The organism is Aeromicrobium phoceense, from assembly GCF_013868155.1.
GTDB classification, from domain to species: Bacteria; Actinomycetota; Actinomycetes; order Propionibacteriales; family Nocardioidaceae; genus Aeromicrobium; species Aeromicrobium phoceense.
Window position 1 is genome coordinate 1,623,766 of the sequence record NZ_JACEOG010000001.1, and the last position, 24,978, is coordinate 1,648,743.

24 protein-coding genes and 1 tRNA gene are annotated in these 24,978 nt (G+C 71.4%); 19 read left to right on the top strand and 6 right to left on the bottom strand.

What is annotated here, in order from left to right; all coding sequences use genetic code 11:
* The first annotated feature begins 15 nt into the window (after positions 1 to 15).
* The gene (locus H1W00_RS07880; protein WP_181755195.1) at positions 16 to 1,152 is read left to right on the top strand and encodes a serine hydrolase domain-containing protein; all 1,137 of its coding nucleotides are present in this window, start codon (positions 16 to 18) and stop codon (positions 1,150 to 1,152) included.
* On the opposite strand, the gene H1W00_RS07885 is transcribed toward H1W00_RS07880, so the two are convergent.
* A complete protein-coding gene (locus H1W00_RS07885) occupies positions 1,124 to 2,176 on the bottom strand; it encodes an FUSC family protein (RefSeq protein ID WP_181755196.1) in 1,053 nt (350 codons plus the stop codon). The two genes, H1W00_RS07880 and H1W00_RS07885, sit on opposite strands and share 29 nt — an antisense overlap.
* A gap of 35 nt (positions 2,177 to 2,211) precedes the next feature.
* Between H1W00_RS07885 and H1W00_RS07890 the strand changes: the two genes are divergently transcribed.
* The 15 genes from H1W00_RS07890 (at position 2,212) to H1W00_RS07960 (ending at position 15,717) form a co-directional block, all read left to right on the top strand.
* Positions 2,212 to 3,456 (top strand): glutamate-5-semialdehyde dehydrogenase, encoded by a 1,245-nt coding sequence (locus H1W00_RS07890; protein WP_181755197.1) that lies wholly within the window; start codon positions 2,212 to 2,214, stop codon positions 3,454 to 3,456.
* Between the two features lie 13 nt (positions 3,457 to 3,469).
* A complete protein-coding gene (locus tag H1W00_RS07895; protein WP_181755198.1) occupies positions 3,470 to 3,619 on the top strand; it encodes a hypothetical protein in 150 nt (49 codons plus the stop codon).
* A 2-nt stretch (positions 3,620 to 3,621) separates the two neighbouring features.
* On the top strand, positions 3,622 to 4,248 hold the full coding sequence (gene nadD, locus H1W00_RS07900) for a nicotinate-nucleotide adenylyltransferase (protein WP_181755199.1): 627 nt from the start codon (positions 3,622 to 3,624) through the stop codon (positions 4,246 to 4,248).
* On the top strand, positions 4,245 to 4,604 hold the full coding sequence (rsfS, locus tag H1W00_RS07905) for a ribosome silencing factor (protein WP_181755200.1): 360 nt from the start codon (positions 4,245 to 4,247) through the stop codon (positions 4,602 to 4,604). The genes nadD and rsfS overlap by 4 nt, the downstream gene beginning before the upstream one ends.
* A complete protein-coding gene (locus H1W00_RS07910; RefSeq protein WP_338072856.1) occupies positions 4,601 to 5,308 on the top strand; it encodes a histidine phosphatase family protein in 708 nt (235 codons plus the stop codon). Before rsfS ends, H1W00_RS07910 begins: the two co-directional genes overlap by 4 nt.
* A 19-nt stretch (positions 5,309 to 5,327) precedes the next feature.
* Positions 5,328 to 5,400, top strand: a tRNA-Ala gene (locus H1W00_RS07915).
* Between the two features lie 85 nt (positions 5,401 to 5,485).
* On the top strand, positions 5,486 to 6,427 hold the full coding sequence (locus H1W00_RS07920; RefSeq protein WP_181755201.1) for a quinone oxidoreductase family protein: 942 nt from the start codon (positions 5,486 to 5,488) through the stop codon (positions 6,425 to 6,427).
* A gap of 75 nt (positions 6,428 to 6,502) precedes the next feature.
* On the top strand, positions 6,503 to 7,054 hold the full coding sequence (locus H1W00_RS07925; RefSeq protein WP_181755202.1) for a DUF4956 domain-containing protein: 552 nt from the start codon (positions 6,503 to 6,505) through the stop codon (positions 7,052 to 7,054).
* Entirely contained in the window at positions 7,051 to 7,806 is a 756-nt protein-coding gene (locus H1W00_RS07930; protein ID WP_181755203.1) for a polyphosphate polymerase domain-containing protein, read from the top strand. Before H1W00_RS07925 ends, H1W00_RS07930 begins: the two co-directional genes overlap by 4 nt.
* A complete protein-coding gene (locus H1W00_RS07935) occupies positions 7,803 to 9,425 on the top strand; it encodes a carbohydrate-binding domain-containing protein (RefSeq protein WP_181755204.1) in 1,623 nt (540 codons plus the stop codon). The genes H1W00_RS07930 and H1W00_RS07935 overlap by 4 nt, the downstream gene beginning before the upstream one ends.
* A 62-nt stretch (positions 9,426 to 9,487) precedes the next feature.
* Complete coding sequence (locus H1W00_RS17050; RefSeq protein ID WP_194956249.1) at positions 9,488 to 12,286, top strand: esterase-like activity of phytase family protein; 2,799 nt, start codon at positions 9,488 to 9,490, stop codon at positions 12,284 to 12,286.
* 7 nt (positions 12,287 to 12,293) lie between these two features.
* Positions 12,294 to 12,866, top strand: coding sequence for a TetR/AcrR family transcriptional regulator (locus tag H1W00_RS07945; protein ID WP_181755206.1), 573 nt, complete (start codon positions 12,294 to 12,296; stop codon positions 12,864 to 12,866).
* Positions 12,867 to 12,942: 76 nt separating this feature from the next.
* Positions 12,943 to 14,085, top strand: coding sequence for an ABC transporter permease (locus H1W00_RS07950; protein ID WP_181755207.1), 1,143 nt, complete (start codon positions 12,943 to 12,945; stop codon positions 14,083 to 14,085).
* Positions 14,082 to 14,795, top strand: coding sequence for an ABC transporter ATP-binding protein (locus tag H1W00_RS07955; protein ID WP_181755208.1), 714 nt, complete (start codon positions 14,082 to 14,084; stop codon positions 14,793 to 14,795). The genes H1W00_RS07950 and H1W00_RS07955 overlap by 4 nt, the downstream gene beginning before the upstream one ends.
* Positions 14,758 to 15,717, top strand: a complete 960-nt coding sequence (locus H1W00_RS07960; protein WP_181755209.1) for a DUF6226 family protein — start codon at positions 14,758 to 14,760, stop codon at positions 15,715 to 15,717. The genes H1W00_RS07955 and H1W00_RS07960 overlap by 38 nt, the downstream gene beginning before the upstream one ends.
* On the opposite strand, the gene H1W00_RS07965 is transcribed toward H1W00_RS07960, so the two are convergent.
* Genes H1W00_RS07965 through H1W00_RS07985 form a run of 5 tightly spaced genes read right to left on the bottom strand, consistent with a single transcriptional unit; the run spans position 15,704 to position 22,046 of the window.
* A complete protein-coding gene (locus H1W00_RS07965) occupies positions 15,704 to 16,273 on the bottom strand; it encodes a GNAT family N-acetyltransferase (protein WP_181755210.1) in 570 nt (189 codons plus the stop codon). The genes H1W00_RS07960 and H1W00_RS07965 overlap by 14 nt on opposite strands.
* 13 nt (positions 16,274 to 16,286) lie before the next feature.
* On the bottom strand, positions 16,287 to 17,639 hold the full coding sequence (locus tag H1W00_RS07970; protein ID WP_181755211.1) for a TrpB-like pyridoxal phosphate-dependent enzyme: 1,353 nt from the start codon (positions 17,637 to 17,639) through the stop codon (positions 16,287 to 16,289).
* Positions 17,636 to 18,826, bottom strand: coding sequence for an HNH endonuclease (locus H1W00_RS07975; RefSeq protein ID WP_181755212.1), 1,191 nt, complete (start codon positions 18,824 to 18,826; stop codon positions 17,636 to 17,638). Before H1W00_RS07975 ends, H1W00_RS07970 begins: the two co-directional genes overlap by 4 nt.
* Positions 18,827 to 18,883: 57 nt before the next feature.
* A complete protein-coding gene (locus H1W00_RS07980; protein ID WP_181755213.1) occupies positions 18,884 to 20,092 on the bottom strand; it encodes an MFS transporter in 1,209 nt (402 codons plus the stop codon).
* Between the two features lies 1 nt (position 20,093).
* Positions 20,094 to 22,046 (bottom strand): M13-type metalloendopeptidase, encoded by a 1,953-nt coding sequence (locus tag H1W00_RS07985; protein ID WP_181755214.1) that lies wholly within the window; start codon positions 22,044 to 22,046, stop codon positions 20,094 to 20,096.
* A 19-nt stretch (positions 22,047 to 22,065) separates the two neighbouring features.
* Between H1W00_RS07985 and H1W00_RS07990 the strand changes: the two genes are divergently transcribed.
* From H1W00_RS07990 to H1W00_RS16240, 3 genes are all read left to right on the top strand, one after another.
* Positions 22,066 to 22,830, top strand: coding sequence for an SIP domain-containing protein (locus H1W00_RS07990; protein ID WP_181755215.1), 765 nt, complete (start codon positions 22,066 to 22,068; stop codon positions 22,828 to 22,830).
* A 221-nt stretch (positions 22,831 to 23,051) separates the two neighbouring features.
* Positions 23,052 to 24,473, top strand: a complete 1,422-nt coding sequence (locus H1W00_RS07995) for an SDR family NAD(P)-dependent oxidoreductase (protein ID WP_181755216.1) — start codon at positions 23,052 to 23,054, stop codon at positions 24,471 to 24,473.
* Between the two features lie 6 nt (positions 24,474 to 24,479).
* Positions 24,480 to 24,953 carry an SRPBCC family protein gene (locus tag H1W00_RS16240; RefSeq protein WP_181755217.1) on the top strand — a complete coding sequence of 158 codons (474 nt, stop codon included), beginning with the start codon at positions 24,480 to 24,482 and terminating at the stop codon, positions 24,951 to 24,953.
* Positions 24,954 to 24,978 lie beyond the last annotated feature (25 nt).

Here is a 24,978-nt window from a genome sequence, read left to right on the forward strand (position 1 = left end):
ATGAAGGAGAGAGACATGACCGTTCACGGAGACACCGACCCGCGATTCGACCGGCTGCGCGAGGTCTTCGCCGCCAATCTGGAGTCGGGTGAGGAGCTCGGTGCCGCGATCGCGGTCGACCTCGACGGCGAGACGCTCGTCGACGTGTGGGGTGGGCACGCCGACGTCGCCCGCACCCGCGCGTGGGAGCGGGACACGATCGTCAACGTCTGGTCGACCACCAAGGAGGTCACCGCACTGGCGATGCTGACGCTCGTCGAGCGCGGACTCGTCGACGTGGACGAGCCCGTGGCCACCTACTGGCCCGAGTTCGCCAAGAACGGCAAGGAGAACGTGCTGGTGCGCCACGTCATGTCGCACACCTCGGGCGTCTCCGGCTGGGACCAGCCCTTCGTCGTGGAGGACATGTACGACCGCGAGGAGTCGACCGCGCGGCTGGCCGCGCAGGAGCCGTGGTGGGAGCCGGGCACGGCCTCGGGCTACCACGCCATGAACCAGGGCCACCTGCTCGGCGAGATCGTCCGGCGGGTGACCGGCCGGACCCTCACGCAGTACGTCGCCGAGGAGATCGCCGGCCCGCTCGGCACCGACCTGCAGATCGGCGCGAAGGAGCAGGACGACGACCGCATCGCCGAGATCGTGCCGCCCCCGCCGCTGCCGATCGACTTCTCGCAGATCGATCTCGAGTCGCCGATGGCCCGCACGTTCATGGGTCCGATCGCGGACGCTGCCGCGGCGAACACCACCGCGTGGCGCCGCGCCGAGCTCGGCGCCCTGAACGCGCACACGAACGCGCGGGCGCTGGCCCGGACCTTCTCCGTGGTCTCGCGCGGGGGAGAGGTCGACGGGATCACGCTGCTCTCGCCCTCGACCATCGACCTGATCTTCCGTGAGCAGTCGCGGAACGTGGACCTCGTCCTCGGCGTGCCGCTGCGATTCGGCATCGGGTTCGCGCTGCCCGAGCCGGCGACCCTGCCCTACATCCCCGACGGCAGGATCTGCTTCTGGGGCGGCTGGGGCGGATCCCTCACGGTGATGTTCCCGGACCGCGGCCTGACGATCTCCTACGTCATGAACAAGATGGCGCCGGGCATCATCGGCTCGGAGCGCTCCGCGGGCTACGTCAGCGAGATCCTCGCCGCCGTGGGGTGAGCCAGCGGTCCCACGCCAGCACCACCGCCAGACCGACGGCGACACCCAGGACGGTGTCGAGCACCCGGTCCACCACCAGCGTGGACGCGGGCACGCTCGACCCGAGGCTCACCATGAGCAGCGCCGTCGGCGTGATGGCGACGAGGGCGACCGCGTAGTTCCGGCCGACGAGGAGCTCGGCGACCATCTGCAGCACGATCACCACGAGGATCGTCGCGAGCACCGGCAGGTCAAGCGCCAGCAGGCCGCCGGCGACGACCACGCCGGCGATCGTGCCGACGGCGCGGTGCAGGCCGCGCTGGACCTGGTGGCCGGTGCTCGGACCCGAGGACACGGCGGCGGCGCCGACGGCGGCCCAGTAGGCGTGACCGAGGTCGAGCGTCGTGGCCACGGCGGCAGCCAGCCCGACGACGAGGGCCACCCGGGCCACCTCCTCGCCGGTCCGCGACGACCGGAGGGCCGCGTGCAGGGGAGCGTCCCACGGCTGACGCGGGCGGTGCCGGGCGGGCGTGAGGACGCCGAGGCCGCCGACGAGGATGGCCAGCACGGCCGTCACGGCGGCCACGGCCACATGCAGCGCGACGTCGCCGCCGTCCACGCGCGCACCGGCCGTGGCGCCGACGGCGAAGACGGGGAAGAGCGCGCCCGGGGGATGCCAGGCCCACGCGTGGGACGCGAGCGTGGCGATCGCGGCGGCCACCGTGAGCGCGAGGGCCGACCACCAGGGCCCGGCACCCAGCGCGCCCAGCGAGGTGCCCAGCGCGACGCAGGCGACGAGCACGGTCCCCGCCGAGGCCTGCATGACCGCTCGGGGTCGGTGCGCGTTCGCCCGTCCGTACAGGGCGGTGAACGCGCCGAAGGTCGCCGGCAGGACGAGGTCGAGGCGGTCGATCCACCACAAGAGCAGCAGCGGGACGCCGAAGCTGACGCCGGCACGCAGCGAGATCCAGTGCGCGTCCCCGTGGGGAGCGAAGGCTGTCAGCGACGTCCACGCGCGGCGCGGGAGCGACGGGCGGGACGGCACTCCCCGAGCCTAATTCGTCGAACTACACTCGCCGCATGGGTACCGAGGTCCGCGAGGCCGCTCTCCGCGCGCGTGACGCCGCGCGCGTGCTGGCACTCGCGACGCGCAAGGACAAGGACGCGGCACTGACCGCGATGGCCGAGGCGCTCGTCGCCGGCACCGACCGCATCGTCGCCGCGAACGGTGACGACGTGGCGGAGGCGCGGGCCGAAGGGACCCCGGAGAACGTGATTGACCGGCTGGCGCTCGACGCCGACCGCGTCGCCGCCTTCGCCCAGGGCGTGCGCGACATCGCCGCGCTGCCCGACCCGATCGGCGAGGTCGTGCGCGGCTCCACGCTGCCGAACGGGCTGCAGCTGCAGCAGATCCGTGTGCCCATGGGCGTCATCGGGATGATCTACGAGGGTCGTCCCAACGTCACGGCCGACGCCGCCGCGATCTGCCTCAAGGCCGGCAGTGCGTCGCTGCTGCGCGGGTCCCGCTCGGCCCGCCGGTCGAACGCCGTGATCGTGGAGATCATGCGCGACGCCGTGGCCTCGGCGGGCCTGCCGGCCGACGCGATCCAGGCGATCAGCGCCGAGGACCGCAGCACGTCGACCGACCTGATGACCGCCCGCGGTCTCGTCGACCTGGTGATCCCGCGCGGGGGAGCCGGCCTCATCCGCACGGTCGTCGAGCAGTCCACCGTGCCGGTCATCGAGACCGGCACCGGCAACGTGCACGTCTACGTCGACGCGGACGCCGACCTCGACATGGCGCTGGACATCGTCCTGAACTCCAAGACCCAGCGCAACAGCGTGTGCAACGCGGCCGAGTCGCTGCTCGTGCACCGTGCGGTGGCCGACGAGTTCCTGCCGCGCGTCGTGAAGGAGCTCCAGCACCGCGGCGTCTCGATCCACGGCGACGAGGCCTTCCGTGCGTTCGACGGCGTCGACGCGGCCACCGAGGACGACTACGCCACCGAGTACCTGGACGCCCAGATCTCGGCGCGGGTCGTCGACTCGGTCGACGAGGCGATCGACCACGTCCGCCGCTACAGCTCGGGCCACACCGAGGCCGTCGTCACGCGATCGCTGGAGGCTGCGCGCCGCTTCACGATGGGCGTCGACTCGGCGGCCGTCATGGTCAACGCGTCCACGCGGTTCACCGACGGTGGCGAGTTCGGATTCGGTGCCGAGATCGGCATCTCGACCCAGAAGCTGCACGCCCGCGGGCCGATGGGACTGACCGAGATGACCACCACCACCTACGTGGTGACCGGCACCGGCCAGACGCGCTGATAGATTGTCGCCCATGCTCGATCTGATGCTGGCCGCCGAGGAAGCGGCCCACCACGGCGAGGCCGCCATCAACCCGTACATCATCGGCGGCATCGCCCTCGGGATCCTGATGGTGCTGCTGCTCATCACCTTCCTCTTCGGATTGGGTCGCGAGCACACCTGAGCATGACCGACCGTCGCCGCCGCATCGGCGTGATGGGCGGCACGTTCGATCCCATCCACCACGGACACCTCGTTGCCGCCAGCGAGGTGCAGTCGTGGTTCGACCTCGACGAGGTCGTCTTCGTCCCCACGGGCCAGCCCTGGCAGAAGTCCGAGCGTCAGGTCTCGCCCACCGAGGACCGCTACCTCATGACCGTCATCGCCACGGCGGCCAATCCGCGCTTCACCGTGAGCCGGGTCGACATCGACCGCCCCGGCCTCACCTACACGATCGACACCCTGCGCGAGCTCGCCACTCGGTACCCCGACGACGACCTGTACTTCATCACCGGCGCCGACGCGATGGCCGCGATCCTGACCTGGCGCGACCATGGCGAGCTGTTCGAGCTGGCGCACTTCGTCGGCTGTACCCGTCCCGGGCACGAGATGGACGAGTCCACGCTCGAGGGACTGCCCAGGGAGCGGGTCACCCTGGTGGAGATCCCCGCCCTGGCGATCAGCTCCACCGACTGCCGCGCACGGGTGCACAGCGGCGAGCCGGTCTGGTACCTCGTGCCGGACGGCGTCGTCCAGTACATCGGCAAGCACCGCCTCTACCAACCCCTCGACCCACCGAAGGACCCCTCATGACCGCCACCGATCGCGCGATCGAACTGACTCGGGCCGCCGCACTCGCCGCCGCCGACAAGCAGGCGGCCGACATCATCGCCTTCGACGTCTCGGAGCAGTTGGCCATCACCGACGTCTTCCTGCTGTGCTCGGCCGCGAACCAGCCGCAGATGAACGCCGTGAAGGACGAGATCGAGAAGAAGCTGCTCGAGATCGGCGCCAGGACGATCCGCCGCGAGGGCCAGCGCGAGTCGCGCTGGATCCTGATGGACTACGGCGACATCGTCGTGCACGTGCAGCACTCCGAGGAGCGCGCGTTCTACGCCCTCGAGCGGCTGTGGAGCGACTGCCCCACCATCGACCTGAAGCTGCCGTGAAGCCGGGATCGAACCCGGGCCGCCGGGTCATCCTGTGGCGGCACGGGCGCACCGAGTGGAACGTCGCCGGCCGCGTCCAGGGCCAGACCGACATCCCGCTCGACGAAGTGGGGCGCCAGCAGGCCGAGGACGCCGCCGCGCGCCTCGCGTCGCTGCAGCCCGCCCGGATCGTCAGCTCCGACCTGTCGCGCGCCGCGGACACAGCGCGTGCGCTCGCGGCACGCACCGGTCTGGAGGTCGAGCTCGACCCGCGCCTGCGCGAGCTGGCGTTCGGCGCGCGCGAGGGCCTGACGTGGCGCGAGTCGTGGGAGCGCTTTCCCACGGAGATGCAGGCCTGGGCCGACGGCGACGAGACCCGCATCGAGGGTGCCGAGACGCACGCCCAGGCGGGCGCCCGCCTCGACGTGGCCCTGCGCGAGCACATCGAGCAGCTGCCGCTCGGCGAGACGCTCGTCGTGGTCGCCCACGGTGCCGTGCTGCGCACCGGCGCACTCACGTTCCTCGGGATCGCCGAGCAGTCGTGGCGCCAGTTCGGCGGCCTGTCGAACTGCCACTGGTCGGTGCTGCAGGAGGCCCGGTGGGAGGACATGTCGCAGTGGCGGCTGGCGGAATGGAACTCCGGATCGCTGCCCGAGCCGGTCATGTCCGACGACGAGGCGGACGAACCCGACCCCGGTTTGGGGAACTCGGGGGCGAGCAGGTAATCTTGTCGAGGTTGTTAGCGGGGCATTGGCGCAGTTGGTAGCGCGCTTCCATGGCATGGAAGAGGTCAGGAGTTCGAATCTCCTATGCTCCACCGGACAGAGGCCGACCCACCGGGTCGGCCTCTTCTCATGTCCAGTGCGACGCTCTTCTCATTGTCCGTGCGACAGACTGTTCCCATGGCGCGCTACGTGACGTACTCGCAGACCGGCGGACCCGAGGTCCTCGAGCTGCACGAAGGCCCTGAGCCCACCCCCGGCGAGGGGACGGTGGTCGTCGAGATCCGGGCGGCGGGCGTGAACCCCATCGACATCAAGCTGCGGGCGGGCATCCGGCCGTCGCCGCCGTTCGACGAGCCGCGCCGAGCGGGCTTCGACGGCGCGGGCGTCATCTCCGCCGTCGGTCCGGGTGTCGACGGCTGCGGCGTCGGCGATGCCGTGGTCGTGCAGAACACGCAGGGCACCTACGCGACCCACGTGGTGGCGTCGCCGGGGAACCTCACCGCTCTGCCCTCCGGCGTGGACTTCGAGGTCGCCGCCGCGCTCGGCGTGCCGGTCTCCACCGCGTACCAGGTGCTGCGGTCGCTGGGCGTCGAGACGGGCGACCGGCTGCTCCTGCACGGCGGGTCCGGAAGCGTCGGCCAGGCCGTCATCCAGCTGGCGCGCTCCTTCGGGGCCGAGATCGTCGCTACGGCGGGGTCGCGCAACCACGACCGCCTGCGCGAGCTGGGCGCCGTCCCGGTCGCCTACGGCGAGGGGCTGCTGGACCGGCTGCGCGAGGCCGCGCCCGAGGGCTTCACGGTCTCGCTTGACTGCGCGGGCACCGAGGAGGCGCTCGCGGCGAGCATGGAGCTGGTCGACCACACGCGGATCGGCACGATCGTGCAGGGTGCGCAGTACCACGAGCTCGGCCTGCAGGCCTGGTCCGGCGGCTCGCCCGAGCCGCTGACCCCCGAGCAGCAGGGATGGCGCGACGAGGCCGTCGCGGCCGTGCTGCCCCTCGTCGCCGCCGGCGCGTTCGAGGTCGAGATCGGGCGGGTCATGCCGCTGGACGACGTCGTCGAGGCGCACCGGATCAGCGAGCGTGGGGCCGTGCGGGGAAAGATCGTCCTCGTCCCCTGAGTCGTCCCCGGCGTCCACAGCCGGCCCACAAGCGAGCCACACCGACCGCTGACGCTGCGTTGGTGTGCTGTTCACATGAACTCGTACCTGGGCTACGCAGCCGATCTCGTCGCCATCACCGTGATGGTCTTCGTCCTGTTCCTGCCGCGCGGCGGCCGTCGCGAGCTGGTGGTGGCCTACCTCGCGGTCAACGTCGGCGTCCTCGCCGTCGCCGCCGTGCTGTCCTCGAGTGGCGTGAGTGCCGGACTCGGTCTCGGGATCTTCGGCGTGCTGTCGATCATCCGGCTGCGCTCGGAGGAGCTCTCGCAGCGCGAGGTCGCCTACTACTTCGTCGCTCTGGCACTCGGCCTGCTGGGAGGACTGGCCCCGGCCGACTCCTGGCTCGCGCCGGGTCTGATGGTGGCGCTGCTGGCGGTGCTGTGGATCGGTGACCACCAGCGGCTCGCGGGTGGTGGTGGCGGCGGTCAGGAGCTCGTCATCGACCGGGCGATCACCGACCCGTCGGAGCTGGCCTCCCACCTCACCGTCCTCCTGGGCGCCGAGCCGGGGAAGATCGAGGTGCGCCGGACCGATCTCGTCAACGACACGACGACGCTCGTCGTTCGTGGCCTGGGCGGCTCCCGATGACCCTCCTGGCCCAGCGGCTGGAGCCGGTCGGGCTCGCCGAGCTGGTGCAGGACGCGGCGCTGCTGACGCGTGTCGACCGCAAGTACCTCGTGCGGGCCGATGCCGTGGATGAACTGCTGGAGGACGCTCCCGCCGGCACGCGCGAGCTGGAGATCGACGGTCTCCGGACGTTCGCCTACCGCTCGACGTACCTCGACACCCCGGACCTGGCCGCCTACCACCTGGCCGGCCGCGGCCGGCGCCGCCGGTTCAAGGTCCGGTCGCGCGCCTACGAGGACACGGGTACCTGCTGGCTCGAGGTGAAGGTGCCCGGTCCACGCGGCACGACGGCCAAGGAGCGGATCGAGCACCCCGATCCGGGACGGGTGCCGCTCGGGCGCGAGGCCCGGACGTTCGTCGACGCGGCCCTGGCCCGAGGCGGAGTGACCGGCGTGCGCGCCGCCGACCTGGAGCCCGTGGTCGTGACCTCGTACCGCCGGCGGACGCTGCTGCTTCCCGACGGGAGCCGCGTGACGATCGACCTCGACCTCGGGTGGACCGACGAACGCGCGTGTCGCGGGACTCGCCTCCACCGGCCCGGCCTGGCGATCGTCGAGACCAAGAGCCGCTCCAGCCCGTCGGCGTTCGACCGGCTGCTCTGGCGTCGCGGGCACCGACCCACCACCCTCTCGAAGTTCGCGGTCGGTCTGGCCGCGCTCGACCCCGACCTGCCGCCCCTGAAGTGGGCGCGAACCCTCAAGGAGATCCGATGACCACCCCGAACTGGAAGCGTCGCGTCGCGGCGTTCACCGCCGCCGCCGGACTGCTGCTGCTCGCTGCCTGCGGAGGTGGTGACGAGGCGTCGCAGGACGTGACGACCGGGGCCGTGACGGCCCAGCAGGCCCTCGCCGACAACGTCGCCCCGCACGCGAACCGCGACGACGCCGAGGACGCCGCGCAGTACGACGCGGCGAGCGCGATCAGCATCACGCTGGCCGACGGCGCGTCCACGACGTCGGACGACGCTGCTGTGGCGATCGACGGCGACACCGTGACGATCGGCGCGGCGGGGACGTACGTCCTCACGGGCTCGCTCGACGACGGCCAGGTCGTGGTCGCCAGTGAGGGCGACGGTGAGGTGAAGCTGGTGCTCGACGGCGTCGGCATCACCTCGGAGGCCGACTCGCCGCTGGTGGTCACGCAGGCGGATGAGACGACCGTCGTCCTCGCCGAGGGGTCGCAGAACACGCTCGCCGACGGCGCGGACTCCGCGGCCGACGACGAGGAGGAGGACGCCGCGAACGCGACGCTGTGGTCGTCGGACGACCTGACGATCGCGGGCGACGGCGCGTTGACCGTGACCTCACAGGCAGCCGACGGGATCACGGCCAAGGACGGCCTCGTCGTGCTGGGTGGCGAGATCAGTGTCGAGGCCGGCGACGACGGCATCCGCGGCAAGGACTACCTGGCACTCGACGGTGGGAGGATCTCGATCACGGCCGGGGGCGACGGGCTGAAGTCCGACGACGACACCGACGCGGGCACGGGGTACGTCCTGCTCGACGGTGCCGCGGTGACCGCGGACGTCGGCGACGACGGGGTCTCGGCCACCACGGACGTGCTGGTGGCATCGGGCTCGCTGGACGTCACCGCGACGGCGCCGTCGACCGAGGAGGACCCCTCGCCGAAGGGCCTCAACGCAGGCGCGGTGGTCGCGATCTCCGGGGGTGACGTCGTGGTCGACGAGTCCGAGGAGGCCGTCCAGGGCACGGTCGTCAGCATCACCGACGGCACGGTGGACCTCACGGCGACCGACGACGGGATCAACGCGTCCAGCGGATCGGGAGAGTCGATGGCGGCCGAGGACGGGGTCGATCTGGTGATATCGGGCGGCACCGTGACGGTCGACGCCGAGGGCGACGGGCTGGACTCGAACGGCACCACCACGATCACCGGCGGAACGGTGGTGGTCGACGGGCCCACCCGTGACGGAAACGGGGCCCTCGATGCCGCCGGAGGCACGACCGTCGACGGTGGCTCCCTGCTCGCGGTCGGCAGCGGTGGGATGGCCGAGGCCCCGACGGAGAGCTCGAAGCAGGGTTGGCTGCAGGCGAGTCTGGGCACTGCAGCGGCCGGCGCGACGGTCACCGTGCTCGACGCGGAGGGCAACGAGGTCGCGACGCACACGCTGGCGAAGACCGCCGCGAACCTCCTGGTCGCCAGCGACGACATCGAGACCGGCACGTCCTACACGGTGCAGGTCGACGGTGAGGAGGTCGCCTCCGTCACCGCGGGCGAGAGCACCGGGGGCGGGATGCAGGGCGGACGCGGCGGGGGAGGTCCCGAGGGCGGGCCCGGCGGCGACATGGCGCCGCCTGAGCGTCAACGCTGAGTTCACGCGACGTTCAGCCGGGGGCGGCCCGGCGTTGGCGCGAGGCCGACACAGTGACGCCCGTGTCACGTTCCCTCGCAGCCCTCGCCGGCGCCGCCGTGCTGGCCACGGCCCTCCCGCTCCTGTCCACCTCGGTCGCCGACGCGGCCCCCGAGAAGTCGTTCCACCGCCTCGCGACCTACCCGGTGTTCCAGAACGTGCCCCCGGGCACGCCGGCCTCGGCCGAGACCGTCGCCGAGATCTCCGCGGTGTCCGACGACGGCAGGACGCTCGTCTACACCGACGCCCTCGGCAAGCGCATCGGCTTCCTCGACATCAGCGACCCCTCGAACCCGCGCGGTGACGGCTCGCTGTCGCTGGAGGAGCTCGGCGACGCCGACGACCAGCCCACCTCGGTGAGCATCGTCGGGAAGTACGTCCTGGTCGTCGTGGACACCTCGGCGTCCTTCACCGAGCCGAGCGGCCGCCTGGACGTCGTGCGGCTGTCCGACGGCGTCCGCGTCCGGAGCATCGACCTGGCCGGCCAGCCCGACTCCATCGCGCTCGACGCCAAGAAGTCCGTCGCGGCCATCGCGATGGAGAACCAGCGCGACGAGGACTTCACCCCCGACGGCCGCGCGAAGGGCGACCTGCCGCAGGCCCCGGGCGGCTTCGTGCAGCTGCTGGATCTCGAGGGCGGCCCCGCCGACTGGAGCCTGCGCCGCGTCGACCTCGACGCGGACACGCTGGCAGCGGCCGGGATCGCCGAGCCGACCGACCCCGAGCCCGAGTACGTCTCGATCAACGGCAAGGGCACCCTCGCGGTGACCCTGCAGGAGAACAACGGGATCGTCCTGATCGACACCGCCACCGGCGAGGTCACGAAGGCCTTCAGCGCGGGCTCGGTCGACCTCACGGGCATCGACGCGAAGAAGGACGGCAAGATCTCGCTGACCGACTCGCTGCCGTCGGTCGTGCGTGAGCCCGACGCGATCGCGTGGATCGACGACGACCATCTCGCCACCGCGAACGAGGGCGACTGGAAGGGCGGCAGCCGTGGCTGGACCGTGTTCGACACCGATGGCGACGTCGTGTGGGACGCCGGCAACACCTTCGAGCGCCTCGCCGTGAAGCACGGCCTGTACAACGACGACCGCGCCGCGAAGAAGGGCTCCGAGCCCGAGGGCCTGGCCGTCGCCGAGTTCGACGGCACCACCTACGCCTTCGTCGGCTCCGAGCGCAGCAACTTCGTCGCCGTCTACGACATGAGCGACCCCGCGAAGCCGGAGTTCGTCCAGGTGATGCCGACGACCAACGGACCGGAGGGCCTCCTGCCGATCCCGTCGCGCGGCCTGTTCGCAGTCTCCAGCGAGACCGATGACGCGAGCGTCTCCGTGCGCGCCACGGTCGGGCTCTACGCCTGGAAGCCCGGGAAGGCGGCCTTCCCGTCGATCCTCTCCGAGGACCAGGGCGGCGACCCGATCGGCTGGCAGGCGCTCGGCGCGCTGACCGCCGATCCCACCGACACGAGCACGCTGTGGACCGCCGCCGACACGGTGGTCAAGAACGGCACCCTCTACCGGGTCGACGTCTCCGCCTCGCCGCCGCGCATCACCGACACGGTGGCCGTGACCGAGGGCGGCGCGCCCGCTCCGCTCGACATCGAGGGCCTGTTCAAGCGTCCGCAGGGCGGCTTCTGGCTGGCCTCGGAGGGCGCCACCGGCCCCGCGAACGTGCTCGTGCGGACCGACGACGCGGGCGCGGTGCAGGAGCGCGTGAGCCTGCCCGCCGACATCACGGCGAAGCTCGGCAAGTGGGGCCTCGAGGGCGTCACCGCCACGACCGACGCCGCCGGCGAGCACGTCTGGTTCGCGCTCCAGCGCCCGCTCACGGGTGAGGACGTCGCACGGATCGGCCGCTACGACGTGGCCGACCAGACCTTTCACTGGTTCGGCTACGAGCTCGAGAACCCGCTGCGCGGCAGTGGCGACTGGGTCGGCCTGTCCGAGATCACGGCGATCGACGCCGACACGTTCGCGGTCATCGAGCGCGACAAGCTGAACGGCCCGGCCGCGCGCAACAAGCGCATCTACACCGTGACGATCCCGAAGGACGCCGCCGAGGAGCTGCCGATCCTGGAGAAGCGCCTCGCGATCGACGTCCTCCCGCACCTGAGGGAGACGCAGGGCTGGACGCAGGAGAAGCTCGAGGGCTTCACGATCGCGGCGGACGGCTCGCTCTACGGCGTCACCGACAACGACGGGCTCAAGGACGCCACGGGCGAGACCGTGTTCCTGCGTCTCGGCCGGGCCGCCGACGCGTTCGAGCAGGAGGTCGCCACGACGACGGGGCTGCGACTCTCGGCCTCGCGGGCCGAGTACGCGCAGCGGATCACCGCGACGGTCTCGGTCGGGGGAGCGGCTGCGGGTGCGGTCGAGCTGCGCGACGGCGCGAAGGTCGTCGCCCGAGCCAAGGTCGCCGGTGGCAGGGCCACCGTCACGCTGCCGAGGCTCGCAGTCGGGCGCCACAGCCTGACGGCACGGTTCACCGGGTCCGCGCTGGCGGCGGCCTCGACCAGCACGCCGGTGACCGTCACCGTCGTGAAGGCCTCGAGCCGCACTTCCCTCGCGGTCAAGCGAGCGGTGAAGCGTTCGAAGCCGGTCAAGGTGGTCGCGACGGTCCGCGCGGCGGGCCACCAGCCCACCGGCAAGGTCCGCTTCATGGCCGGCTCGAAGGTGCTGAAGACGGTGCGGCTGTCGAACGGGAAGGCCGTTGCAACGGTGAAGCTCCGCTCCAGCCAGCGGATCCGCGCGGTCTACCTCGGCTCGGAGCAGACCAAGGGCTCGACTTCGGCACGAACCGCGGTCACCGTCAGGCCATAATGGGCTGATGCCCAAGATCTCCGCGCCCACGGTCGGCGCGCACCGCGAGGCGCAACGCGCCGCGCTGGTGCGCGCCGCCGAGGACGTCCTGCGGGAGGACGGCATCGCGGGGATCAAGCCGGGCACCGTCACCGAGCGCGCCGGGATGTCGCGGTCGAGCTTCTACGACTACTTCCCGTCGAAGGACGACCTGCTCGTCGCCGTGGCGATCGAGGCGTTCGACCGGTGGAACCGGGGCCTCGACGAGTCCATGGCGCAGGTCGAGCCGGGCCTCCCACGCCTGCGCGCTCTCGTCGACGCCACGATGCGGATGACCGCCGACGGTCACCATGGCCTCGCCGGTGCGCTCCGCCAGGCCGATCTCTCGCCGACGCGCTTCGACGACCTCATGGTCCTCCACGACGCGCTCATGCGGCCGGTCGCCGAGGTCCTCACGGAGCTCGGGATCCCGGACCGCTTCGTCCATCTCGTCCAGGGTGCACTCGGGTCGGGGGTCCAGCTCATCGAGCACGGCGCCGATGCCGGGACGACCGCCGACGACGTGTTCGCGATGCTCACGGCGGGACTGCCCCGGGACTGACGCGCTGGGAGCGTCTGACACACTGTCGGTATCTTCCCGACATAGTGTCGGGACGTTCCGACCCCGAGGGATGTGCATGTTCCTAGCGCTGCGCGAGTTGCGGTTCGCCCGTGGCCGATTCGCCCTGATGGGTGCGGTGGTCTCGCTGATCTCCGTGCTCGTCGTCCTGCTCTCCGGACTGTCCACCGGACTCGTCAACGACGGCGTCTCCGGGCTCAAGGCCATGCCGGTCACCGCGTTCGCCTTCGACGAGGGGACGATGAAGGACAACGCGTTCAGCCGCTCGATCATCGAGCCCGACCAGCTCGCCCCGTGGCGTGACGCCGACGGCGTCGAGGCCGCCGAGCCCCTGGGCGTGAGCATCGTCAACAGCACGACCGACGCGGGGAAGCAGGTCGACCTCACGCTCTTCGGCGTCGACCCGAACGGCTTCCTGGCCCCGGCCACGTCCAGCGGTGACGGCATCGCCGGCGTGAACGGGATCGTCGTATCCGAGACGCTCGCCGACGACGGGGTCGAGATCGGCACCGTCGTGACGCTCGACCGGATCGACGTGGAGCTGACCGTCGTTGGGTTCACCGAGGGCCAGGCGACCTTCGGCCACGTCGACGTCGCGTACCTGCCGCTGGAGACCTGGCAGCTCATCGCCTCGAACTCCGTGCAGCCCGGCCCGCCGACGCAGGCCACCACCGCCGCCGTGGACTACCCCCTGTTCAGTGCCATCGCCGTGCAGGCGCAGGACGGCGCGGAGGTCGACTTCGCCGCGGCCGACCGCGCCGCCGGGACGACGAGCATGACGCTCACCGAGTCGTTCAACGCCTCGCCGGGCTACGAGGCCGAGACGATGACCCTCAGCATGATCCAGGTCTTCCTCTACGTGATCTGCGCGCTCGTCGTGGGCGCCTTCTTCACCGTCTGGACGATCCAGCGCGCCGGCGACCTCGCCGTGCTGCGGGCGATGGGCGCGTCCAGCCGCTACCTGCTGCGCGACAGCCTCGCCCAGGCGACCGTCGTCCTCCTGGTCTTCACCGGCATCGGCGTCGCGGCCGGCGTGGCGATGGGTGCGGTCATGCCCGACGCGATGCCGTTCGAGCTCGAGGCGGGGCCGATCGCCGTCGCCTCCGCGCTGACGATCGCGCTGGGTCTGCTCGGCGCCGCCGTCTCCGTCCTGCGCATCACCCGGATCGATCCACTCGCCGCGCTGGGAGGCCGCCGATGAACACCACCACCCCCGCCCTGGAGATCGTCGACGCCACCTTGGAGCTCGGCGACGGCGACTCGCGCGTCCGCGCCCTCGACGCGGTCTCGCTGACCGTGCAGCCGGGCGAGTTCGTGGCCATCGTGGGCCCGTCGGGCTCGGGCAAGTCCTCGCTGCTGGCCGTCGCGGGTGCGCTGTCCCACCCGGACTCGGGCTCGGTCCGCGTCCACGGCACCGATCTGGCCACCCTCTCGAAGGGCGCCGCCGCGCGCTTCCGGCTGGCGCACATCGGCTTCGTCTTCCAGTCGGGCAACCTGCTGCCCGCGCTGACGGCCGCCGACCAGCTGCGGCTGGCGAGTCGGCTCGCGGGAAGCCGCCGGGTCGACCCTGCGGCCGTGCTCGACTCGGTGGGCATGGCCCATCGCGCGAAGCACCGCCCGGGCCACCTGTCCGGCGGCGAGCGCCAGCGCGTGGGCATCGCTCGCGCCCTGGTGAACGATCCGAGCCTCCTGCTGGTCGACGAGCCCACGGCGGCGCTCGACCGGCGTCGCAGTCACGAGGTCGTGCAGCTGCTCGCCGATCGCGCCCGCGACGCGAACGTCGCCGTGGTCATGGTGACCCACGACCACGACGTCCTCGAGCACTGCGACCGAGTGCTGGAGATGGTCGACGGATCTCTGACAGGGTTGGCCCATGCTGCCCGAAGGATGGATTCCGCACCGCCGCGCTGACGGCGAGGTGGTCGGGTGGATCGAGCTCGACGGTGACGACATCGCCGCGTTCGACCTCCTCGGCCGCCGCGCCACGCCCCCGGGCGTCGACTGGCACGAGGCCGAGCAGGCGCTCGACGAGCGGGGCATCGGCTACCTGGCCGACCAGTACACGCTGACGACACCCGCGGGAGATCACCTGCCCGTGCGCATCGGCGAGGCCACGACCGAGCAGGTCACGGTCGTGGAGGACGAGTTCGGCGGCGCGTCAGTGATCGGTGCCGATCCCGCGACCCACGTCCTCCCGTTCCCGGTGCCGATCGGGGTGCTGCGCGACTACGTGAGACCGCAGCTCGACCTCGGCACGTGGCTGGACGACGAGGGGCGGCCGATCGAGTACGGCAACCGGTGGGGCGTCGGAGAGACGCCCAAGAGCATGTACAGCGAGTGCGCTCACCCCGAGCGTTTCGAGCCGATCATCACGACGGCCCGAGCCTTGCTCGATCACCTGGAGCAGCGCTACGACGTCAACCGGGCCGAGCTCGTCAGGGGCGAGCAGACCTACGTGACGCTGACGCCGCGCTCCGGCGACGGAGCCACGCTCGCCGCTGTGACGTCCCGGGCCACGTTGCCCGGCGTGAAGGTTCGCGCCGGGTTCGGCTACCTGAACTGGTGGCCCGGCTGCGGTTGCGACGCGTGCGACGACTCCGTTCCCGACATGCTCGACGAGCTCGAAACGGCTGTGTTCGCGATCGTGGAGGGCGCCATGACCGAATGGCGCCGGGGTCCTGAGGGGAGTGCCCCGTGGAAGATCCACGTGGAGTTCGACGGCCGCCACGTGGATCCCGGGCACCATGAGGGAGGGAGCTCGGGGGAGCCGGAGCCGCTGGACCTGCCCACCACGCCGCACCGCTGGGGACCGTGGCCGGTCAGGACAGGCTGAGCCGCATCAGCACCCGCGGGAACCGGTTGAGCACCGAGTCGGTGTCGGCGGCCTTGGCGAAACCGGCGCGCTCGAACAACGCGCGCGTGCCGACGTAGGCCATCGTCAGGTCGACCTTGGCGCCGTCGTTGTCGACGGGGTAGGCCTCCACGGCGGGCGCGCCCTGGGAACGGGCGTACTCCACGGCGTCCTCGATGAGGTGGTGCGCGATGCCCTGTCCCCGGTGCCCGGGACGCACGCGCACGCACCACAGGCTCCAGACGTCGAGGTCGTCGACGTGGGGGATCTTGCGGTTCGTCGCGAACGAGGTGTCCGCGCGCGGGTGGATCGCGGCCCAGCCGACCACCTCGTCACCCTCGTACGCCAGGACGCCGGGCGGGCCCTGCTGCATCAGCTCGCGGACGTACTCGCCGCGCGCCTCGCGGTGCAGCTCGCGGTTGACCTTTCCCGGGACGCGATAGCTGAGGCACCAGCACGACTCGGCATCGGGCCGCTTGGGCCCCACCATCGTGCGGACGTCGTCGAACTCGGTCGCCGGACGCACCTCGATCGTCATGCGTCGAATGACATCAGATGACGGGGACGTTGGCCAGCGCCGCCTGCAGGTCCTCGTCCGAGAGCGGATCGTCCTCGAGGCGACCGTTGAGGTACGAGTCGTAGGCGCCCAGCTCGAGCAGGCCGTGGCCGGACAGGCCCACGACGATGACGGGCTCGGTGCCCTGCTCCGTGGCCTCCAACGCGGCCCGGCGCGCCTGGGCCAGCGCGTGGGACGACTCGGGCGCGGGCACGATGCCCTCGGTGCGCGCGAACTCGACCGCGCTGTCGAAGCACTCGCTCTGGTGCAGCGCCACCGCCTCGACCAGTCCTTCGTGCAAGGCATGGGAGACCAGCGGCGCCATCGCGTGATAGCGCAGGCCACCGGCGTGGATCGGCGAGGGCACGAAGTCGTGGCCGAGCGTGTACATCTTCATCAGCGGGGTCATGCCACCCGTGTCACCGAAGTCGTACCGGTACTCGCCGCGGGTCAGGGTCGGGCACGAGGACGGTTCGACGGCCAGGATCCGCGGGGACTGGTTCCCGGCCAGCTTCTCGCGCAGGAACGGGAACGTGAGGCCGGCGAAGTTCGAGCCGCCCCCGGCGCAGCCGATCACCAGGTCGGCACCGGACTCGCCGGCCATGGCGAGCTGCTTGAGCGCCTCCTCGCCGATGATCGTCTGGTGCAGCAGCACGTGGTTGAGGACCGAGCCCAGCGCGTACTTGATGGTCTCGTCCTGGGCGGCGACCTCGACGGCCTCGCTGATCGCGATGCCGAGCGAGCCGGTGTGGTCCTCGGGCAGGGAGCGCCCGAACTCCGTCAGACGGCTGGGGGAGCGGTGGACCTTGCCGCCGAAGACCTCGATCAGGGTGCGGCGCTGCGGCTTGGTGTCGAACGAGGCGCCGACCTGCCAGACCTCGCACTCGAGCCCGAACAGCGAGCAGGCGTAGGCCAGCGCGGTACCCCACTGGCCGGCTCCGGTCTCGGTGGTCAGTCGCTTGATGCCGTGGATCGCGTTGTAGTAGACCTGCGGCACGGACGTGTTGGTCTTGTGCGAGCCGGCCGGCGAGACGCCTTCGTACTTGTAGTAGATCCGGGCGGACGTGCCGAGGGCCTTCTCCCAGCGACGTGCGCGCACGAGCGGCGACGGCCGGTACTGGCGGTAGACGTCGCGGACCGGCTCGGGAATCTCGACGAAGCGCTCGGAGGTGACCTCCTGCGCGATCAGCTCGGGCGGGAACAGCGCGGCGAGGTCGTCGGGACCGACCGGCTCGTGAGTTCCGGGGTGCAGCGGCGGAGGCGGCGGCGTGGGGAAGTCCGGGACGATGTTGTACCAGTGCGTGGGCATGTCGGACTCGGAGAGCACGAATCTGATCTGATCGGTCACGCGGCGAGCCTAGTGGCGCGATAGACCACGGGAGCCCCCCGCAGGTAGGACTCGGCGAACTGCACCGGGGGCCGGAGGTGGCGCCGATGGAGGTGGCCGTGCGACTTCATGTTGTGGTGCCGGCGGCACAGGGATCTCAGGTTCTCGGCCGAGGTGGTGCCGCCGCGGTCGTACGCCAGCTCGTGGTCGAGGTCGGTGTCCCTGATGTCCGCTTGGCAACCTGCGACCCGACAGGTGCCGTCGCGCCAGCGCAGCGCCTCGCGGAGTGAGTCGCTGGGCTGGTAGCCGAGCTTCGTCGTGTCCATGACGTTCCCGAGCGGGTCGAGCACCAGACGGCGCAGGAGCGTGTGCTCGCTCGTGGCCAGCTCGCGAGCCCACTCGGCCGGGACCGGCTCGCGGTCGCCGCGGGTGAATCCGCTGCCGGAGGTGAGGCCGATCAGGTCGGTCGAGTCGATCGTGATGGCGATCTCGGCCCGGATGTCGGTGGTGGTGCCCTCGCTGCACGTGAGCCAGTGGGCGACCAGGTCGGCCTGCTTCTGCTCGCGGGTGCGGCGGTCGCGCTCGCCGGTGTCGGGGTCGATCTTGGGCAGCGCCTTGGCCGCGGCCCGCAGGCGATTGCCCACGGCGACGGCGACGCCGGTGGGCAGCAGGGCGCTCAGCCACGAGGTGCCGTCGTCGTTGTGCGAGATCTCCACGTGGCGCTGCTCGGTGGCGCGGGCCGCGTCGTCCTCGAACTGCTCGGGCTCGAGCCGGGCCCGCAGCCGCTTCAGCCAGCTGCGCAGCTCTCCGGGGGTGTGCTCGGCGGCGTAGCCGACGGCCGTCCGGTCGAGGGCCTCGATCGCCTCGGGGGAGCGGAGCTTCGCCACGGTGTCGGCGATGAGGCCGACGCGGCGCGCGTCGAGGACGCCGTCGCGGAACGCCCCCCAGACGGCGAGAGTGCGGTCGCGGACCTCCTCGCCCTGCACGACGATCCGCCAGACCGAGTTCTCGGTGATGCCGAGCAGCTGAGCGATCTCGAGCGCGATCCCGCGCCGCGCGAGCTCCTTGCCGATCGACACCTCGTCGCCGGCGTCGATCCGGCGGATCTCCCGCTCGCGATGCGTGAGCACGAGGTTCCACTCGGCGAACTCCGCCTGTGCCCGCGCACGCCGCACCTCGAGGAAGGCATCGACTGCGGGCGAGGTCATGTCGACCAGTGTAGAACAGATGTTCGAGAAAGGGGCCGAAAGCGTTGGGCTTTCTCGTCAGGTGAGACTGCGCGCAGGCGGCCGCGAGGCCATCAGGATCGCCGCGACGACCGGCAGCGTCAGCAGCGCGGCCACGCCGCTCAGCGCACCGAAGCTCCACAGCGCCACCACGACGCCCGCCACCAGTCCGCCGAACGCGCCGGCGAGGTTCATGGTGAGGTCGCTGAATCCCTGGACGAGCGGCCTCACCTCGGGGTCGACGCTGCGGGTGAGCAGGGCGGCGCCCGCGATGACCGACATCGACCAGCCGACCCCCAGCAGCACCAGGCCAACCGTGATCTGCACGTTGGACTCCCCGGCCGTGCCGGCGATGCCGCACGCGAGGATCAGCACCGCCTGGCCCATCAGGATCGTGGGCTCGGCGCCCCAGCGGTCGGTCATCCACCCGAAGACGGGCGAGAGCGCGAACATGCCCGCGATGTGCAGGCTGATGGTGAAGCCGATGATCGACAGCGAGGCGCCGTGGCCCGACATGTGAACCGGGGTGAGCGCCATGACCGCCACCATGACCGCGTGCGACAGGGCGACCGAGGCGATCGCTACGGCGGTGGTGCCGCGGACGTGGGGGAGTGCGGCGGCGATCCGCGGCGGGGGCGGGGCGGCGGCGGCGCGACGGGCGGGCGGAGCGGGACGGAGCAGCAGGCACGTCAGCAGCCCGGCGCCCGTGAACGCGATGGCGGAGAACACCTGCGGACCGGCGAGCTCGGGGATGCCGAGCGCGCGGGCCACGGAGGCACCCGGACCGGTGAGGTTCGGGCCGGCCACCGAGCCGATGGTGGTGGCCCACACGACGAGCGAGATCGATCGGCCCACGGCTGCGGGCTCGGCACGGTCGGCGGCCGCGAACCTCGACTGGAGGTTGGCTGCCGTGCTGGAGCCGAACAGCAGGAAGCCGAGCAGCAGCAGCGGCAGCGAGGCCAGTTCGGCACCGATGACGACGGTGACGGCACCCAGGGCACCGCCCAGCCAGCCGGCCGTCAGCGCCGGCCGGCGTCCACGATGCACCGCGAAGTTCGACAGCGGGATGGTGAAGCCGGCGGCGCCCAGCGTCATCGCGACGACGGAGAGACCGGCCCAGCCGGCCGAGCCCGTGACGTCCTCGATCAGCAGGGCGCCGACCGCGAGCCCGGCACCGTTGCCGATGCCGCCGACCACCTGGGCGAGGGCCAGCGTGCCGACGGTGCGGCGCTGCGCGGGCCAGGTCACCTCAGGCCCAGATCGTGACGCGCTCGGCCGGGTCGAGCCACAGGGCGTCGTCCGGCGTCACGTCGAAGGCCTCGTAGAAGGCGTCGATGTTGCTGACGACCTGGTTGCAGCGGAACTCCGGGGGCGAGTGCGGGTCGACCGTGAGGCGGCGGATCGTCTCGGCCGGGCGCACCTTGCCCTGCCACGCGCGCGCCCACGCCAGGAAGAAGCGCTGGTCGGGGGTGAGCCCGTCGATGGGCTCCGCGGGCTTGTCCTGCTGCGCCAGCCGGAACGCGAGGTGAGCGATGCCCAGTCCGCCGAGGTCGCCGATGTTCTCACCGATCGTGAGCGCGCCGTTGACCGTCTGCCCGTCGGCGTTCTCAGGGCTGAGGTCGTCGTACTGCGCGATGATCCGCGCGGCGAGGGCGTCGAAGGCCGCGCGGTCGTCGTCGGTCCACCAGTTGCTCAGCGCGCCGGTGCCGTCGTACTGCGAGCCCTGGTCGTCGAAGCCGTGGCCGATCTCGTGGCCGATGACCGAGCCGATCGCGCCGTAGTTCACCGCGTCGTCGGCCTGCGCGTCGAAGAACGGCGGCTGCAGGATGGCGGCGGGGAAGACGATCTCGTTCATCGTCGGGTTGTAGTAGGCGTTGACCGTCTGCGGCGTCATGTACCACTCGTCGCGGTCGATCGGCTGCCCGATCTTGGCCAGCTCGCGGTCCATCGCCACCGACTGGGCCCGGCGGGCGTTGCCGACCAGGTCGGTCGGGTCGGTCTCGAGGGCGTCGTAGTCCTTGAAGCTCTCGGGGTGCCCGATCTTCGGGGTGAACGCGTCGAGCTTGGCCAGCGCGCGCTGCTTGGTCTCGTCGCTCATCCAGGGCAGCTCGCGGATGCTGATGCGGTAGGCCTCGAGCAGGTTCGCGATGAGCTCCTCCATGCGCGACTTCGCCTCGGCCGGGTACTCGGTGCGGACGTAGATCTTGCCGACGGCCTCGCCCATCGAGCCCTCGACGAAGCCGATGGCGCGCTTCCACCGCGGGCGCAGCTCGTCGGTGCCCTGGAGGGTCTTGCCGTAGAACGCGAAGTTCTCCTCGACGAAGTCGTCGGACAGGAACGGCGCCGCGCCGTGCACCAGCTGCCAGCGCAGCCAGTCCTGCCACGCGGGCAGGACGTCGTCGGTGAGGAGGGTCTGGAGGCCCTCGAGGTAGGACGGCTGCGAGACGACCGCCTCGGCCAGCACGGCCTGCTCGATGCCGGCGGCCTCGGCCCAGGAGCGCCAGTCGAACGCGGGCGTCAGCGCGCCGAGCTCGTCGAGGGTCTTGAGGTTGTAGGTCTTCTGGGCGTCGCGCACGGCGACCCGGTCCCAGTGGTGCGACGCGATGCGGGTCTCGAGGTCGAGCACACGGTCGGCGCGCTCGCTGGCGTCGGAGAACCCGGCGAGCTCGAGCATCGTGGCGATGTGGTCGCGGTAGGCGTCGCGGACGTCGGCGAACTGCTCGTCGCGGTAGTACGACTCGTCGGGCAGGCCGATGCCGGCCTGCACGACGTGCGTGACGTAGCGGTCGGGGTTGCCACGGTCGGGGGCGATGTAGAGGCCGATGATGCTGTTGACGCCCTCGCGCTCCAGCGTGCCGAGGGTGCGGACCAGCGAGGGCACCGAGTCGATCGCGTCGATGCGGGCGAGGTCGTCGGCCAGCGGGGCCGCGCCGAGCTGCTCGATGCGCTCGGTGTCCATGAAGCTGGCGAAGAGGTCGCCGATCTTGCGCTGCTCGTCGTCCTGCGGCTCGGCGGCGGCCTTCTCGACGATCGAGCGGACCAGGATCTCGGCCTCGTCGACCAGATCGACGAACCCTCCCGCGGTGGCCCGGTCGGGCTTGATCGGCGTCTCGCGCAGCCACGGCCCGTTCACGTGTCGGAACAAGTCGTCCTGGGGGCGGATCTGGGAGTCGAAGGTCGATGGATCGAGGCCGTTGGTCACGCGGTTTAGGCTACACAGCGTGGCTCAGAAGACCGAGGTTGAACTGATCGTTCGTCGCACCGAGGACCTGGCGCCGCGACTGCGCCGCGTGGTGCTCGGCGGTCCCGCGTTCGAGGAGTACCTCGCGCACCACCTCGACTCCACCGACACCTACGTCAAGCTCGTCTTCGCCGACGGTGACGACACGGTGCTGCGGACCTACACGGTGCGGTGGGTCGACGCCGCGGCCGGCGAGCTCGCGATCGACTTCGTCACGCACGGCACCGAGGGCCTCGCCGGCCCGTGGGCGCTGCGCGCGAAGCCCGGGGACACGCTGCGGTTCCGCGGCCCCGGTGGTGCGTACCGACCCAGCCCCGACGCCGACCACCACCTCTTCGTGGGCGACGAGGCGGCGCTGCCGGCGATCGCCGCGTCGATCGAGGCGCTCGAGCCCGATGCGGCCGCCACGGCCTTCATCGAGGTCGACGGACCCGGGCACGAGATCGACCTGCCCAGCCCGGCGAGCGTCGACGTGAACTGGCTGTACCGCGACGGCGACGCGCCCGGCTCCACCACGCTGCTCGACCAGGCGGTGCGCGCGTGGGCGTGGCCCGAGGGGCGCGTGCAGGCCTTCGTGCACGGGGAGTCGGCGCTGCTGAAGTCCGTGCGGCCCTACCTGATGGACGGCCGCGTGGCCCGCCCCGACATCTCCGTCTCGGCCTACTGGCGCTGCGGCGAGACCGAGGAGGGCTTCCGCGCCTGGAAGAAGCAGCAGCAGGACGCGGTCATCCGCCCCGGCGCCTGAGCGTGGTCTCGATACGCCCTTCGCTGCGCTCGTGAGCTACTCGACCACCGGCTCCGTGGCCGTGGTCTCGATACGCCCCTCGCTGCGCTCGTGAGCTACTCGACCACCGGCTCCGTGCCCATGGTCTCGATATGGCCCTCCGCCGCCGGTGATCGAGTGCCGGCGAGCGCAGCGAGACGGTGTATCGAGATCCCGTGACGCCTCACCGGTAGCCTCGACTGGTGACCGAATTGCGCAACGTGGCCGTGATCCTCGCCGGTGGCACCGGGACCCGGGTGGGCCTGGCCATCCCGAAGCAGCTCATCAAGATCGCCGGCAAGACGATCCTCGAGCACACGATCTCCGTGTTCCAGGCCGCCGACTCGATCGACGAGATCATCATCCTGATGGCGCAGGGCCACCTCGACCCGGTGCACGCGATCGTCCGTGACGGCGCCTACCCGAAGGTCACGCAGGTCCTCGAGGGCGGCTCGACCCGCAACGAGACCACCAGCCTGGCGCTGAAGGCGCTCGGCGAGGAGGAGTGCAACGTCCTCTTCCACGACGCGGTCCGCCCGCTCGTCTCGCAGAAGATCATCACCGACGTCGTCGAGGCGCTGGGCACCTACGAGGCCGTCGACACCGCGATCCCGTCGGCCGACACCGTGGTGCAGGTTCATGACGAGCGCTCCGGCGACCTCGACACGATCTCCGACGTGCTGCGCCGCGACCTGCTGCGCCGCGGCCAGACCCCGCAGGCGTTCCGCGCGTCGATCATCCGCGACGCCTACGAGAAGGCGTGGCAGGACCCCGACTTCACCGCCACCGACGACTGCACCGTCGTGCTGCGCTACCGCCCCGACGTGCCGATCGCGGTCGTCCAGGGTCACGAGCGGAACATGAAGGTCACCGAGCCGATCGACGTCTACATTGCCGACAAGCTCTTCCAGCTGGCCTCCGCCGAGACGCCGGAGGAGCTCGACGACGAGGGGTACCGCGCCGCGCTCGAGGGCAAGACGATGGTCGTGTTCGGCGGCTCCTACGGGATCGGCGGCGACATCGCGAAGCTGGCCGAGTCGTACGGCGCCCAGGTGTACGCGTTCTCGCGCTCGTCCACGGGCACGCACGTCGACCGCCGCGAGGACGTCGCCGAGGCCGCGCGTGAGGTCATCGAGAAGGCCGGCCGCGTCGACTACGTCGTGAACACCGCGGGCGTCCTGCCGATCGGCGACCTCGCGGACACGTCGGAGGAGACGATCTGGGCCGCCACCGAGATCAACTACCTCGCGCCGATCTTCATCGCGCAGGAGTTCCGGCCGCTGCTGGCCGACTCGAACGGCTCGCTGCTGCTCTTCACGTCCTCGTCCTACACGCGCGGCCGCAAGGGCTACTCGCTGTACTCGTCGGCGAAGGCCGCCACCGTGAACCTCACCCAGGCGCTGGCCGACGAGTGGGCCGGTGAGGTGCGCGTGAACTGCGTGAACCCCGAGCGCACGGGCACCCCGATGCGCACCAAGGCGTTCGGCGAGGAGCCCGAGGGCACGCTGCTGTCGTCGGAAGAGGTCGCCCGTCGCTCGCTCGACGTGCTGGTCGCGTCGATGACCGGCCACGTGATCGACATCCGCCGCGAGGCGGGCCCGGCCGCCATCGGCGGGGGTCACTGAGGCTCGATGCCCCAGGTCACGGCGGAGGCGTGGGTCCCGGTCCCGCCCGACACGGCGTTCGCGGTCTCGCAGACCACGGGCGCCGTCCGGATGCGCTGGGACCCCTTCATCCGTGAGCAGCACCTGATCGACGCGGACCGGCCTGCCAAGGGCGTGCGCACGCACACCCGCGCCCGGGTCGGGCCGCGCATGGTCTCCGAGTACGTCTCCTACCGCCCGCCGACCTCGGTGGGCATGACGATGGTGACGGGTCCGTGGTTCTTCGCCTCGTTCGGCGGCGGCTGGCGGTTCGTGCCTGACGTCCGGGACGGGCGCGACGGCACGCGCGCCGTCTGGAAGTACACCTACTCCGTGCGCCCGTCGTGGCTGCGCTTCGTCGCCGAGCCGATCGGCCAATGGCTGCTCGGTCGCGAGATCCGCGCCCGGATCGCGGCGTGGGCGCGGGCGTGCGAGGACCCGGTCGTCCTCGACTCCCTCTGAGCGCGTCGCGCGCGATCGCGATACT

Excerpts from the sequence above, each read along its gene's own strand:
- H1W00_RS07975 (WP_181755212.1), bottom strand. The coding sequence starts at position 18,826 with ATGACCTCGCCCGCAGTCGATGCCTTCCTCGAGGTGCGGCGTGCGCGG.
- H1W00_RS07895 (WP_181755198.1), top strand. The coding sequence starts at position 3,470 with ATGCTCGATCTGATGCTGGCCGCCGAGGAAGCGGCCCACCACGGCGAG.
- H1W00_RS07920 (WP_181755201.1), top strand. The coding sequence starts at position 5,486 with ATGGCGCGCTACGTGACGTACTCGCAGACCGGCGGACCCGAGGTCCTC.
- rsfS (WP_181755200.1), top strand. The coding sequence starts at position 4,245 with ATGACCGCCACCGATCGCGCGATCGAACTGACTCGGGCCGCCGCACTC.
- H1W00_RS07880 (WP_181755195.1), top strand. The coding sequence starts at position 16 with ATGACCGTTCACGGAGACACCGACCCGCGATTCGACCGGCTGCGCGAG.
- H1W00_RS07890 (WP_181755197.1), top strand. The coding sequence starts at position 2,212 with ATGGGTACCGAGGTCCGCGAGGCCGCTCTCCGCGCGCGTGACGCCGCG.
- H1W00_RS16240 (WP_181755217.1), top strand. The coding sequence starts at position 24,480 with ATGCCCCAGGTCACGGCGGAGGCGTGGGTCCCGGTCCCGCCCGACACG.
- H1W00_RS07950 (WP_181755207.1), top strand. The coding sequence starts at position 12,943 with ATGTTCCTAGCGCTGCGCGAGTTGCGGTTCGCCCGTGGCCGATTCGCC.
- H1W00_RS07965 (WP_181755210.1), bottom strand. The coding sequence starts at position 16,273 with ATGACGATCGAGGTGCGTCCGGCGACCGAGTTCGACGACGTCCGCACG.
- H1W00_RS07960 (WP_181755209.1), top strand. The coding sequence starts at position 14,758 with ATGCTGCCCGAAGGATGGATTCCGCACCGCCGCGCTGACGGCGAGGTG.
- nadD (WP_181755199.1), top strand. The coding sequence starts at position 3,622 with ATGACCGACCGTCGCCGCCGCATCGGCGTGATGGGCGGCACGTTCGAT.
- H1W00_RS07935 (WP_181755204.1), top strand. The coding sequence starts at position 7,803 with ATGACCACCCCGAACTGGAAGCGTCGCGTCGCGGCGTTCACCGCCGCC.
- H1W00_RS07925 (WP_181755202.1), top strand. The coding sequence starts at position 6,503 with ATGAACTCGTACCTGGGCTACGCAGCCGATCTCGTCGCCATCACCGTG.
- H1W00_RS07955 (WP_181755208.1), top strand. The coding sequence starts at position 14,082 with ATGAACACCACCACCCCCGCCCTGGAGATCGTCGACGCCACCTTGGAG.
- H1W00_RS07945 (WP_181755206.1), top strand. The coding sequence starts at position 12,294 with ATGCCCAAGATCTCCGCGCCCACGGTCGGCGCGCACCGCGAGGCGCAA.
- H1W00_RS07930 (WP_181755203.1), top strand. The coding sequence starts at position 7,051 with ATGACCCTCCTGGCCCAGCGGCTGGAGCCGGTCGGGCTCGCCGAGCTG.